Here is a 12,603-nt window from a genome sequence, read left to right as displayed (position 1 = left end):
CGCATCCGATGTGCATGACCGGGCGGAAACGCCCGGTCATGCACATCTGTTCTGTAAGGAAGGAAGTCCATGACGTCGCAGCCCCTGCCGGAGTCGATCCTCGGGCTCATCCGGGACGTCCCCGACTACCCGAAGCCGGGGGTCATGTTCAAGGACATCACCCCCCTGCTGGACGACGCCGTCGCCTTCCAGTCCGTGGTGACCGCGATCGCCGCGGCGGCGGGCGACGTCACCAAGGTCGCGGGCCTGGAAGCGCGCGGGTTCCTGCTCGCCGCACCCGTCGCGCTTGCGCTGGGCGTCGGGGTGGTGCCGGTGCGCAAATCCGGGAAGCTCCCCTCGGAGACGTACGCCGAGACCTATGATCTGGAATACGGCACCGCGACGATCGAGATCCACCGGGACGCCCTGCGCCCCGCGGACCGCGTGCTGATCGTCGACGACGTCCTGGCCACCGGCGGAACCGCCGCGGCCGCCGCGTCGCTGGTCCGCAAGTCCGGAGCCGAAGTGGCCGGCCTGAGCGTCCTGATGGAGCTGACCTTCCTGGGCGGACGCGAGAGGCTCGCCGATCTTCCAGTGCACAGCCTGGTCTCGGTCTAGCCCTTTGCGGCCCGGCCTGAATCGGGTATACGGGTCGGCATCCTGGTCCTGGCTATAGACTGGGCCTTTACCAGGGAATCGTTCCGGGAGACGAGGAGGCTGGGTGCCCGCTGAGACGGCTGCTGCCAAGAGCACGGGGACGTCCGCGCCGGAGGCCCGCGCGGGCGAGGTCTCCGCGCCCGAGGCGGGCCCCGCCGCGCCCACCGAACTCGTCACCGCCGAAGGAGCCCGGGCCGAGGACCAGGGTGAGTCCGCGTCGGACGCGCCGCGTCCGGCGGCCTCGGGGGCGGCGCCGTCCTCGATTCCACCGTCCGCGGCACGAGTACGCCGGCGGCTGGCCAGGCTGGGCGCCCAGCGCGGTCCCACCATGAACCCTGTGCTCGAACCTCTGATCAAGACGGTCCGCAACACGCACCCCAAGGCGGATGTGCGGCTGATCGAGCGGGCCTACGACGTCGCGGCGCACTACCACCGCGACCAGAAGCGCAAGAGCGGCGACCCGTACATCACGCACCCGCTCGCGGTCACCACGATCCTCGCCGAACTCGGCATGTCCACCGAGACCCTGTGCGCGGCCCTGCTGCACGACACCGTCGAGGACACCCCCTACACCCTCGATGAGCTGCGCGCCGACTTCGGTGACGAGATCGCCGCGCTGGTCGACGGCGTCACCAAGCTCGACAAGGTCAAGTACGGCGACGCGGCCGAGGCCGAGACCGTCCGCAAGATGGTCGTCGCGATGGCCCGCGACATCCGGGTGCTGGTGATCAAGCTCGCCGACCGGCTGCACAACATGCGGACCCTGCGCTACATGCCGCGGCACAAGCAGGAGAAGAAGGCCCGCGAGACGCTGGAGATCTTCGCCCCGCTCGCCCACCGCCTTGGCATGAACACGCTCAAGTGGGAGCTCGAGGACCTGGCGTTCGCCACCCTGTACCCCAAGCGGTTCGACGAGATCGCCCGCCTGGTGTCCGAGCGCGCACCCCGCAGGGACGTGTTCCTGCAGGAGGTCATAGAGAACGTCTCGGGCGATCTGCGCGAAGCCCGCATCAAGGGCACGGTCACCGGCCGTCCCAAGCACTACTACTCGATCTACCAGAAGATGATCGCCCGCGACTGCTCGTTCGAGGACATCTACGACCTCGTGGGCATCCGCGTCCTGGTGGACAGCGTCCGCGACTGCTACGCGGCGCTCGGCTCGATCCACGCGCGATGGAACCCGGTCCCCGGCCGGTTCAAGGACTACATCGCGATGCCGAAGTTCAACATGTACCAGTCGCTGCACACCACGGTGATCGGGCCCGAGGGCAAGCCCGTCGAGCTGCAGATCCGCACGTGGGGGATGCACCGGCGGGCCGAGTACGGCGTCGCGGCCCACTGGAAGTACAAGGAGGAGACCGTCGGCGGGCGCAAGGCCGCCGACATGCAGTGGCTGCGCCAGCTGCTTGACTGGCAGAAGGAGACCGCGGACCCGTCGGAGTTCCTTGAGTCCCTGCGCTTCGACCTTTCGGTGTCGGAGGTCTTCGTCTTCACGCCCAAGGGCGACGTCATCGCGCTCCCGCAGGGCGCGACCCCTGTGGACTTCGCCTACGCGGTGCACACCGAGGTCGGGCACCGCACGATCGGGGCCCGCGTCAACGGACGGCTCGTGCCGCTCGAGTCGTCGCTGGACAACGGCGATTCGGTGGAGATCTTCACCTCCAAGGCGATGGACGCCGGGCCGTCGCGCGACTGGCTGGGGTTCGTCAAGTCCGCGCGGGCCCGCAACAAGATCAGGCACTGGTTCTCCAAGGAGCGGCGCGACAGCGCGATCGAGTCGGGCAAGGAGTCGATCGCGCGGGCGATGCGCAAGCAGAACCTGCCGCTCCAGCGGATGATGTCGGGGGAGGCGCTGCTGGCGCTCGCCCGGGACCTGCGCTACCCGGACGTGTCCTCGCTGTACGCCGCCGTCGGCGAGGGCCATGTGGCCGCGCAGTCCGTCGTGCAGAAGCTGGTGCAGGCGCTGGGCGGGGTGGAGAGCGCCGAGGAGGACATCGCGGAGCTCGCGATCCCCTCGCGCCGCCGTGCCCGTCGGGCGGGCCCCGCGGGCGATCCCGGCGTCGTCGTCGCGGGCGACCCGGACGTGTGGGTCAGGTTGTCGCGCTGCTGCACCCCGGTGCCCGGCGACGACATCGTCGGCTTCGTCACCCGGGGCAGCGGGGTGTCGGTGCACCGCACGAACTGCGTGAACATCGAGGAGCTGAAGAACCAGCCCGACCGCCTCGTGGACGTCGCCTGGTCGCCGCGCGAGGACTCGGTCTTCCTCGTCGCCATCCAGGTCGAGGCACTCGACCGGCCGCGACTCCTGTCGGACGTCACCCGCGTCCTGTCCGACCACCACGTCAACATCCTGTCCGCGACCGTCGCCACGACCCGCGACCGCGTCGCCACAAGCCGCTTCACCTTCGAGATGGGCGACCCCAAGCACCTGGGCCACGTCCTCAAGTCGGTCCGCTCCATAGACGGCGTCTACGACGTCTACCGCGTCAACAACGGCATGAACTGACCCCCACCCGGGGCAAACCCCCGCCGGTCGTGTTCGGCGTCGCCTCGGCGATCTGGGGGCTGTGGGGGTGGGGTGGGGGATGGGTTCGTTGTGGACTGTTCGGTTCGGGACGGGTTTGTATTCTGGGGGCATGACTGCCCTGGCCCCGGCTCGTGAGATGCCGGATCTGTCGTTTCTGCTGGACCACACGAGCCATGTGCTGCGCGGGCGGATGGCCGCGGCGCTCGGGGAGATCGGGCTGACCGCGCGGATGCATTGTGTGCTGGTGCACGCGCTCGAGGAGGAGCGGACCCAGGCGCAGCTCGCGGAGATCGGCGACATGGACAAGACGACGATGGTCGTCACCGTCGACGCGCTGGAGAAGGCGGGGCTCGCTGAGCGCAGGCCGTCGAGCAGGGACCGGCGCGCGCGGATCATCGCGGTGACCGAGCGGGGGGCCGAGGTCGCGCGGCGCAGCCAGAAGATCGTCGACGGCGTCCACGCCGAGGTTCTCGGCGCGCTGCCTGACGACGAGCGCGAGGTGATGCTCAGGGCGCTCGCCCGGCTCGCCGAGGGGAACCTGGCGACCCCGGTGGAGACGGGCCCGGTCACCCGCCGCGCGAGGGAGCGTTCCGCCTGACCAAAAAGAGTCCGCAATAGATCGTCTGTAACGGAACTATCTGTTATGGTCCCTTCTGTTGGCTTGTGCATCCCGCACGACGAACAGGAGAAGGCCATGTCGATAGCCGAACCGGCGACGAAGCCGGGATTCCTCACCTCGCGGAACCTCGCACTCGGGGTGCTGTCCGCGACGGGACTGATGACGATCCTCGACGGCAGCATCGTCACCGTCGCGCTCCCGGTGCTCCAGCGTGAGCTCGGGTTCTCGGCGGTCGGGCTGAGCTGGACCGTCAACGCCTACCTGATCGCCTTCGGCGGGCTGCTCCTGCTGTCCGGGCGGCTCGGCGACCTCATCGGCCGCAAGCGCATGTTCCTCACGGGCAACGCGGTCTTCACCGCCGCGTCGGTGCTCGCCGGGCTCGCCAACGGGCCGGAACTGCTGCTCGCCGCCCGGTTCGCCCAGGGGGTCGGCAGCGCGATGGCGTCGGCGGTGGTGCTCGGCATCATCGTCACGCTGTTCACCGAGCCGGGGGAGCGGGCGAAGGCGATCGCGGTGTTCTCGTTCACCGGCGCGGTGGGCGCGTCGCTCGGGCAGGTGCTCGGCGGGCTGCTCACCGACCTGCTCGCCTGGAACTGGATCTTCCTGATCAACCTGCCGATCGGCCTCGCGGTCGTCGCCCTCGCCGTCCCGGCGCTGCCGAACGACCGGGGCTCGGGCCTGGCGCAGGGCGCCGACGTGCTGGGCGCGGTCCTGGTCACCTCGGGCCTCATGCTCGGGATCTACACGGTCGTCGGCGTCGAGCGGTACGGCTGGCTCGCGGGCCGCACCCTCGGTCTCGGCGCGCTCGCGCTCGCGCTGATCGTCGGCTTCGTGATCCGGCAGGCGACCGTGCGCAACCCGCTGATGCCGCTGCGGGTGCTGCGCTCCCGCGCGGTCGCGGTCGCGAACGTCGCGCAGATGTTCGCGCTGTCGGGCATGTTCGCCTTCCAGATCCTCGTCGCGCTCTACATGCAGCGGGTTCTGGGTTACAGCCCGCTGGAGACCGGCCTCGCCATGCTTCCCGCGGCGATCCTGATCGGCACAGTCTCGCTGTTCGTCTCCGCGCGCCTCAGCGCCCGCATCGGCCTGCGCGCGACTCTGCTCGGCGGCCTAGCCCTGCTGTTCGCCGCGATGCTCTGGCTGACCCGCGTGCCCGTCGACGCGTCCTACGTCACCGATCTGTTGCCGGTGATGCTGCTCATCGCGGGCGGCGGCCTCGTCCTGCCCAGCCTCGCCTCGCTCGGCATGTCCGGCGCGCGTGAGGACGACGCGGGCCTCGCCTCCGGACTGTTCACCACGACCCAGCAGATCGGCATGGCCTTCGGCGTCGCTGTCCTTTCCACCCTCGCCGCCGCCCGCACCGAATCCCACCTGGCGTCAGGCACCCCCCTCCCCGAAGCCCTCACCACCGGCTACCACCTCGCCTTCGCCACCTCCGCCGGCCTCCTCCTCACCGCCGCCGCCCTCAGCCTCCTCCTCCCCCGCACCCCCACCCCTGCCGCCCCAACCCCCACCGACCCCGCGATTCCCCCCAACCCCGATCTCCCCGCCAAGGCCGCCTGAAGGCCCAGCCCACCCGGGCCCAGAGAGCCAACCGACCCCGCGACTCCCACCAATCCCGATCTCCCCGCGAGGCCGCCTTACAGGCCCCAGCCCACTCGGGCTCAGAGAGCCAGGCGGGCCAGCGACTCCCACCGACCCCGATCTCCCGCGAAGGCCCCAGCCCATCCGGGGCCAGGGAGCCAGCCGGGCCAGCAGCCCGAGCACGTCCAGCAGCTCCACAGTCATCCGCCGCAGTAGTGCGGCGGCGAACAACAGCGGTACCCCGTGTGGCGTCGTCAGTCCGTCTGGGCCTCCTCATCTTCCTGAGGGGCCTCCGGCGGTGACGGCGCCTCCGGCGTCCCGGCCCGTGGCCGCCCGCCATCCGACGCCTCATCTCGCCGCGCGTCACGTTTGGGATAGGTCCGGAAGTCGTCGGTGCTGAGGGTGATGTTCAGGGGAGCGGGAAGTTCAATGGGCTCGCCGAACGGGAGGGTGCGCTTGTCGTCGTAGAGGCTTCCGCGTGGTTCGCGGTGCAGGACGCACTGGCCCTCGAACGGGTCGATGACGAGGTAGAGCGGGATGCCGAATTTGGCGTACAGGGATTCCTTGCGGACCTTGTCCTTGTCGGCGTTCGACCTGGATACGACCTCGGCGGCGAAGAGGATCTGGTCGGCCGGGTAGTACTCGGCGTCGTGGGCCGGGTCGTCGGCGGTCTTGGGAACGAGGAAGAAGTCGGGCTCGGGCAGGTCCTGGAAACCGGGGTGCTCGACGGTCTGCTCGGCGACGCACTGCCACTGCGAGTGCTGCGCGAACCGCTGGATGAGCGCCCAGATGAGGAGCCAGTGCAGGCGCTTGCCGGAAGGCGACAAGATGATCTCTCCGTCGACCAGTTCCGCCTGGAAGCCGCCGGGAACAACGAGTTCCTCGAAGACCTTCCGGACGTTGGGTTCGGTCTGAGCCCGCTGGATCTTCGGACGGTGTCGGATCGCCATGGTGGTCACGGTAGCAACACCCCTCTCGCACTACTCCGGGCCGGTGATCACGTTACCCAGACTTGACGCAGTGTCGCAACTCGGTTGCGCTATGTCGCCAATGTTCGGGTTTGGCCGGTGGCTAGGCGAGAGGGGTGTTCATTCTGCTCGGGGATCAGGCGGGAGGGGTGGGCTTGACGGGGGTGTCGATGCCCGCCTCCTTGCGCTGCTGGGGGGTGATGGGGGTGGGCGCGCCGGTGAGGGGGTCGAGGCCGGAGGCCGCCTTGGGGAAGGCGATGACGTCGCGGATGGTGTCCGCGCCGACCAGCAGGGTGACCAGGCGGTCGAGGCCGAGCGCGATGCCGCCGTGCGGGGGCGGGCCGTAGTTGAACGCCTCGAGCAGGAAGCCGAACTGCGACTTGGCGGTCTCCTCCGACAGGCCGATCGCGGCGAACGCGCGCTCCTGGACGTCCTTGCGGTGGATACGGATCGAGCCGCCGCCCAGCTCCGTGCCGTTCAGGACGAGGTCGTAGGCGTTCGACAGGGCCGGGCCGGGGTCCTTGTCGAAGGTGTCGAGGTACTCGGCGGTCGGCGCGGTGAACGGGTGGTGCATCGCGTGCCACCCGGTCTGGACGCCGTTGTCGTCCTCGATCGGCTCGTACATGGGGAAGTCCACGACCCACAGGAACTTCCACGCGGACTCGTCGATGAGCCCGCCGCGCCGGCCGATCTCCAGCCGGGCCGCGCCGAGCAGTTCGAGGGAGGCGTGACGGCGTCCGGCGGCGAAGAAGATCGCGTCGCCCGGCTGCGCGCCGGTGGCGGACGCCAGGCCCGCCAGGTGCTCCTCGGACAGGTTCTTGGCGACGGGTCCGCGCAGCGAGCCGTCCGCGTCGAGCAGGACGTAGGCGAGGCCCTTCGCGCCGCGCTGCTTGGCCCAGTCCTGCCAGCCGTCGAGCTCCTTGCGGGTCTGGGACGCCCCGCCCGGCATGACGACCGCGCCGACGTGCTCGGCCTGGAACACCCGGAACGAGGTGCCGGAGAAGTACGCGGTGAGGTCCACCAGCTCCTGGCCGAAGCGCACGTCCGGCTTGTCCGAGCCGTACTTGGCCATCGCCTCGGCGTACGTCATGCGCGGCAGCGGCAGCGGCACGTCGTAGCCCGCAAGCTCCTTCCACACGCGCGCGACCATCGCCTCGCCGACGGAGATGACGTCCTCCTGGTCGACGAACGACATCTCGACGTCGACCTGGGTGAACTCCGGCTGCCGGTCGGCGCGGAAGTCCTCGTCGCGGTAGCAGCGGGCGATCTGGTAGTACCGCTCGAGGCCGCCGACCATGAGCAGCTGCTTGAACAGCTGCGGCGACTGCGGCAGCGCGTACCAGTGGCCGGGCTTGAGCCGCGCGGGCACCAGGAAGTCGCGCGCGCCCTCGGGCGTCGACGCGGTCAGGGTCGGGGTCTCCACGTCCACGAAGCCGCGCTCGCGCAGCACCTCGCGGATGAGGAACGTGGCCTCAGAGCGGGCCCGCAGCGCGCGCGCGGTGGCGTCGCGGCGGATGTCGAGGTAGCGGTAGCGCAGCCGCACCTCCTCGTTGACGTTGACATCGCCCTCGATCGGGAACGGCAGCGGCGCGGACTCCGACAGCACCTCGATGTCCTCGGCGACGACCTCGACCGCGCCGGTCGGGATCTCGGGGTTCTCGTTGCCCTCGGGACGGACCCGCACCGAGCCCGTCACCTTGACGCAGAACTCCGAGCGCAGGTCGTGCGCGGCGTCCTCCTCGCGGAAGACGACCTGGACGACGCCCGAGGCGTCCCGCAGGTCGATGAAGGTCACGCCGCCGTGGTCGCGGCGGCGGGCCACCCAGCCGGCCAGCACGACAGTGGCGCCGGCGTCCTCCGCCCGGAGCGAGCCTGCCTCGTGCGTGCGAATCATGCGTACTTCCCCTTGAGAACTTCGATGACGTCGGTAAGCGGGATCTCGGTCTGCTCGCCGGTGGCCAGCTCCTTGAGCTGGATCGTCCCGGCGGCGATGTCCCGCTCGCCGAGGATGAGGGCGTACTGCGCGCCCGAGCGGTCCGCGCCCTTCATGCCCGCCTTCATGCTGCGCCCGCCGAACCCCTGGTCGGCGGCGATGCCCGCGCGGCGCAGCGCGGTGACGAGCCGGAAGATCTCGCGCGCGGCGGTGTCGCCGAGCGCGACCCCGTACACCTTGACGGACGAGCCCGCGACGGCCGGGACGTTCTCGGCCTCCATCGCCAGCACGATCCGGTCGAGCCCGAGCCCGAAGCCGATGCCGGGCAGCGGCGGTCCGCCGATCGTCTCCGACAGGCCGTCGTAGCGGCCGCCGCCGCCGATGCCGGACTGCGCGCCAAGCAGCGGGTGGTCGAACTCGAACAGGGTGCGCGTGTAGTAGTCGAGGCCGCGCACCAGCCGCGGGTTGTCGGTCCACGGGATCGACAGGTCGGCCAGCAGCTCACGGACGCGGTCGTAGTGCGCCTTGCACGCGGCGCACAGGTGGTCGGTGATGAGCGGCGCGTCGCCGAGCTGCCCCTTCACCTCGGGACGCTTGTCGTCAAGGACGCGCAGCGGGTTGATCTCGACGCGCTTGCGGGTGTCCTCGTCAAGGTCGAGGCCGCGCAGGAACGTCTGGAGCGCGGCCCGGTAGGCGGGACGGCATTCGGCGTCGCCGAGCGTGTTGAGGTGCAGCGTCACCTGACGCAGGCCGAGACCCTGGTAGTAGTCCCAGGCCAGGGCGATGGTCTCGGCGTCGATGGCCGGGTCCTCGGAGCCGAGCGCCTCGAGGTCGACCTGGTAGAACTGCCGGTACCTGCCCGCCTGCGGGTTCTCGTACCGGAAGACCGGTCCGACGGCCCACACCTTCACCGGCAGCGCGCCCCGGTGAAGGTTGTTCTCCAGCACCGAGCGCAGGGCCCCCGCGGTGATCTCCGGCCGCAGCGTGATCGACCTGTCGCCCTTGTCGGTGAAGGTGTACATCTCCTTCGTGACGACGTCGGTGGACTCGCCGACGCCCCGGGCGAACAGCTGGGTGTCCTCGAAGATCGGCAGCTCGAGGTAGGAGTAGCCGGCTCCCGCCGCCGCCCTGGCGAACGCGTCGCGGGCGGCGAGGAAGGCCGCCGAGCGCGGCGGAACGTATTCACTGACCCCACGCGGGGCCTGGAAAGTGGTCATTTCGGGTTACAAGCCTCGTTTGGGTCCTTCGGCGGGCGCGAGATCCGACAGGTACGGATTGGTCACGCGCTCGCGGCCGATGGTCGTCTGTGGTCCGTGCCCGGGCAGCACGACGGTGGAGTCCTCGAGCGGCAGGCACACCTTGGCGAGGCTGCGCAGGATCGCGGCGTGGTCGCCGCCCGGAAGGTCGGTGCGGCCGATGGACCCGGAGAACAGCAGGTCGCCGGAGAACATCAGCTCGGCGACGTCGTCGGAGTCATCGAACGGGGTACGGAAGGTCACCGACCCCGGCGTGTGGCCCGGCGCGTGGTCGACGGTCAGCTTCAGTCCGGCGAGTTCCAGCTCCGCGCCGTCGGTCAGCTCGCGCACGTCGTCGGGCTCGCTCAGCTCAAGGCCGCCGAACAGCTGCGACGAGGTCACCCCGAAGCCCTTGGCCGGGTTCGACAGCAGCTCCCGGTCGTCGGGATGGATGAACGCGGGGACCCCGCTCGCCCCGCACACCGGCGCGACCGACCAGACGTGGTCGATGTGCCCGTGCGTCAGGATCACCGCGACCGGCTTCAGCCTGTGCTCGCGCAGGATCTCCTGGACGCCCTCGGTCGCGTCCTGCCCCGGGTCGATGATCACGCATTCCTCACCGGCGGCGGGCGCCACGATGTAGCAGTTCGTGGCGAAGGAGCCTGCGGGGAACCCGGCGACGAGCACTGTCGGCCTCTCTGTACGCGGCCCTTATGCGGGGACCGCTTGGATGCACGGACGGAAATTCACCACCGACCGGCAGCCTGAAGAACGGGATACACGGAAGGTGAGCCCGAGCCTACCGGGGGGCCGTGCCCTCCCGCGAACGCGTATCGGCGTGTTCGGACGGGCCAGGGCACCGGGCACGGACGTGCCCTACGGAACCGATAGCATGCCGTGCACTGATCTTCGGACGAATACGGCGGGGGAAGGCGAGGAGGCAGCCGCAGTGGCTGGCAAGGACCGCAAGAAGGAACTCGCGCGGCAGCGCTTCGAGCGTCAGCAGGCGCGCCGCGAGGCCGAGTTGAAGGCCGCGCGCAAGCGCAGCGTCATCGGCGGCGCGGTCGCCACCGCGGTGGTGATCCTCGGCGTGGCGGGCGTCTTCTGGTTCGTCGGGAGGGACGACGACCCCGTCGAGGACCCCACGGTCGCCGCCCCGACCGCCGCGCCCGGCGAGTGCCTGTACACCGAGACGGGCGACGCGGCCAAGGACGTCGGCCTGCCCCCGGCCAAGCCCGCCTACGACGGCACCGTCAAGGCGACGATCAAGACCAACGTCGGCGACGTCAAGGTCGACCTCGACGGCGCCAAGGCCCCCTGCACGGTGAACGCGATCACCTTCCTGGCGCAGGAGGGCTACTTCGACGGCACCGAGTGCCACAGGGTCGCGGAGAACCCGCCGATGCTCCAGTGCGGCGACCCGACCGGCACCGGATCGGGCGGCCCCGGCTTCAGCTACATGACCGAGAACACCGAGGGCGCGAAGTACACCGAGGGCGTCCTGGCGATGGCGAACTCCGGCAGCCCCGACAGCAACGGCAGCCAGTTCTTCCTGATGTACGACGACTCCGAGCTGAGCCCCGACTACACGGTCTTCGGCAAGGTGACGTCGGGGATCGACGTCGTCAAGGACGTGGCGAAGGCCGGCAACGACAACTCGAACCCGGCCGGCGGAGGCAAGCCGAACACAAAGGTTGAAATCAAGAGCATCTCGATCGAGAAGAACTAGCTGCCAGGGGCGCTAGTGTTTGGTAGGCCCGGAACACTAATCCGACAGTTCGGGCCACGACGCAGGAGGCAAGGGTGTCCAGCGCCACAGATCCGTGGGGCCGTGTCGACGAAGAGGGCACGGTCTACGTGAAGACCGCGGACGGCGAGAGGGTCGTGGGGTCCTGGCAGGCGGGAGCCCCTGAGGAGGCCCTTGCCTACTTCAAGCGCAAGTTCGACTCGCTCGCCACCGAGATCACGCTGCTCGAGCAGCGGATCAAGACCACCGACCTGGCTCCGGCGCAGGCGTCGAGCAGCATCGACCGGCTGCGCGAGTCCGTCGTGGACGCCGCCGCCGTCGGCGACCTCGACTCGCTCGTCCAGCGGCTCGACGCGCTGAACGAGCTCGCGGGCAAGAAGCGCGAGGAGCTCAAGGTCCAGCGCGACCACGCGCGCGGCGCGGCCCGCGAGGTCAAGGAGCGGATCGTCGCCGAGGCCGAGCGGATCGCCACCGAGGAGACGCACTGGAAGAACGGCGGCGAGCGGCTGCGCCAGCTCGTCGAGGAGTGGAAGGCCGCCGAGCGGATCGACCGCGCCACCGAGACCGTGCTGTGGAAGCGGCTGTCGGCCGCGCGCAACGCCTTCACCAAGCGCCGCAAGGTCTACTTCTCCTCCCTCGAGGACCAGCGCGCTGTCGCGCAGGCCGAGAAGGAGCGCCTCGTCGCCGAGGCCGAGGCGATCTCGGGCTCGACCCAGTGGAACGACACCGCCGCGGCCTACCGCGCGCTGATGAACCGCTGGAAGAACGCCGGACGCGCCTCGCGGGAGGCCGAGGAGGAGCTGTGGGGCCGCTTCAAGGCCGCGCAGGACACCTTCTTCAACGCGCGCAAGGCCGCCTTCGACGAGCGTGACGCGGAGTTCGCGGGTAACGCCGAGGTGAAGGAGAAGATCCTGGAGGAGGCCGAGCGCCTCGTCCCGGTGAAGAACCTCCGCCAGACCAAGCAGTCGCTGCGCTCGATCCAGGAGCGCTGGGAGGCCGCGGGCATGGTCCCGCGCGCCGACCGCGACCGTCTCGAAGGCCGCCTGCGCAAGGTCGAGGAGGCCGTCCGCCAGGCCGAGGAGGCCGAGTGGCGGCGCTCCAACCCCGAGGCACGCGCCCGCGCCGAGGCCACCGTCGCCCAGCTCCGCACCAGCATCCAGCAGCTCGAGACCAAGCTCGCCAAGGCCCAGTCCGCCGGCAACCCCAAAGCCGCCAAGGACGCCGAAGAGGCCCTCACCGCCCGCCGAGCCTGGCTCGAAGAAGCCGAACGCACCCTCGCCGAATTCTCCGCCTGAGGAGACCCGAGGAAAGGCCCGTCCCCGAGGGGACGGGCCTTTTTCGGCTGCGGGCGCGT

The 12,603-nt window shown here is 70.1% G+C and carries 10 protein-coding genes; 6 read left to right on the top strand and 4 right to left on the bottom strand.

Features of this window, described 5'->3' with window-relative positions; genetic code table 11:
- Positions 1-69 precede the first annotated feature (69 nt).
- The 4 genes from R9X44_RS11050 to R9X44_RS11035 all read left to right on the top strand — a co-directional run bounded on the left by R9X44_RS11050 (position 70) and on the right by R9X44_RS11035 (position 5,345).
- The gene (locus R9X44_RS11050) at positions 70-597 is read left to right on the top strand and encodes an adenine phosphoribosyltransferase (RefSeq protein WP_319813959.1); all 528 of its coding nucleotides are present in this window, start codon (positions 70-72) and stop codon (positions 595-597) included.
- 367 nt (positions 598-964) lie between these two features.
- The gene (locus R9X44_RS11045; RefSeq protein WP_319814224.1) at positions 965-3,142 is read left to right on the top strand and encodes a bifunctional (p)ppGpp synthetase/guanosine-3',5'-bis(diphosphate) 3'-pyrophosphohydrolase; all 2,178 of its coding nucleotides are present in this window, start codon (positions 965-967) and stop codon (positions 3,140-3,142) included.
- Between the two features lie 130 nt (positions 3,143-3,272).
- On the top strand, positions 3,273-3,761 hold the full coding sequence (locus R9X44_RS11040; protein ID WP_319813958.1) for a MarR family winged helix-turn-helix transcriptional regulator: 489 nt from the start codon (positions 3,273-3,275) through the stop codon (positions 3,759-3,761).
- 96 nt (positions 3,762-3,857) lie between these two features.
- Positions 3,858-5,345 carry an MFS transporter gene (locus R9X44_RS11035; RefSeq protein WP_319813957.1) on the top strand — a complete coding sequence of 496 codons (1,488 nt, stop codon included), beginning with the start codon at positions 3,858-3,860 and terminating at the stop codon, positions 5,343-5,345.
- A 275-nt stretch (positions 5,346-5,620) separates the two neighbouring features.
- Here R9X44_RS11035 and R9X44_RS11030 read toward each other — a convergent pair whose 3' ends face one another.
- The 4 genes from R9X44_RS11030 to R9X44_RS11015 form a co-directional block, all read right to left on the bottom strand.
- On the bottom strand, positions 5,621-6,316 hold the full coding sequence (locus R9X44_RS11030) for a Uma2 family endonuclease (protein ID WP_319813956.1): 696 nt from the start codon (positions 6,314-6,316) through the stop codon (positions 5,621-5,623).
- 154 nt (positions 6,317-6,470) lie between these two features.
- The gene (gene aspS / locus R9X44_RS11025) at positions 6,471-8,228 is read right to left on the bottom strand and encodes an aspartate--tRNA ligase (RefSeq protein ID WP_319813955.1); all 1,758 of its coding nucleotides are present in this window, start codon (positions 8,226-8,228) and stop codon (positions 6,471-6,473) included.
- Positions 8,225-9,484: a histidine--tRNA ligase gene (hisS, locus tag R9X44_RS11020; protein WP_319813954.1), complete on the bottom strand. Its 1,260-nt coding sequence runs from the start codon at positions 9,482-9,484 to the stop codon at positions 8,225-8,227. Before hisS ends, aspS begins: the two co-directional genes overlap by 4 nt.
- Positions 9,485-9,490: 6 nt before the next feature.
- Complete coding sequence (locus R9X44_RS11015; protein WP_319813953.1) at positions 9,491-10,189, bottom strand: MBL fold metallo-hydrolase; 699 nt, start codon at positions 10,187-10,189, stop codon at positions 9,491-9,493.
- A 262-nt stretch (positions 10,190-10,451) separates the two neighbouring features.
- On the opposite strand from R9X44_RS11015, the gene R9X44_RS11010 reads away from it, so the two are divergent.
- Positions 10,452-11,231: a peptidylprolyl isomerase gene (locus R9X44_RS11010; RefSeq protein ID WP_319813952.1), complete on the top strand. Its 780-nt coding sequence runs from the start codon at positions 10,452-10,454 to the stop codon at positions 11,229-11,231.
- Positions 11,232-11,305: 74 nt separating this feature from the next.
- Positions 11,306-12,544, top strand: a complete 1,239-nt coding sequence (locus tag R9X44_RS11005; RefSeq protein ID WP_319813951.1) for a DUF349 domain-containing protein — start codon at positions 11,306-11,308, stop codon at positions 12,542-12,544.
- Positions 12,545-12,603 lie beyond the last annotated feature (59 nt).

This window comes from Actinocorallia sp. A-T 12471 (genome assembly GCF_033875155.1).
GTDB lineage: Bacteria > Actinomycetota > Actinomycetes > Streptosporangiales > Streptosporangiaceae > Actinocorallia.
The sequence above is the reverse complement of the archived record's forward strand: the minus strand, read 5'-3'. Positions and strand labels throughout refer to the sequence as shown.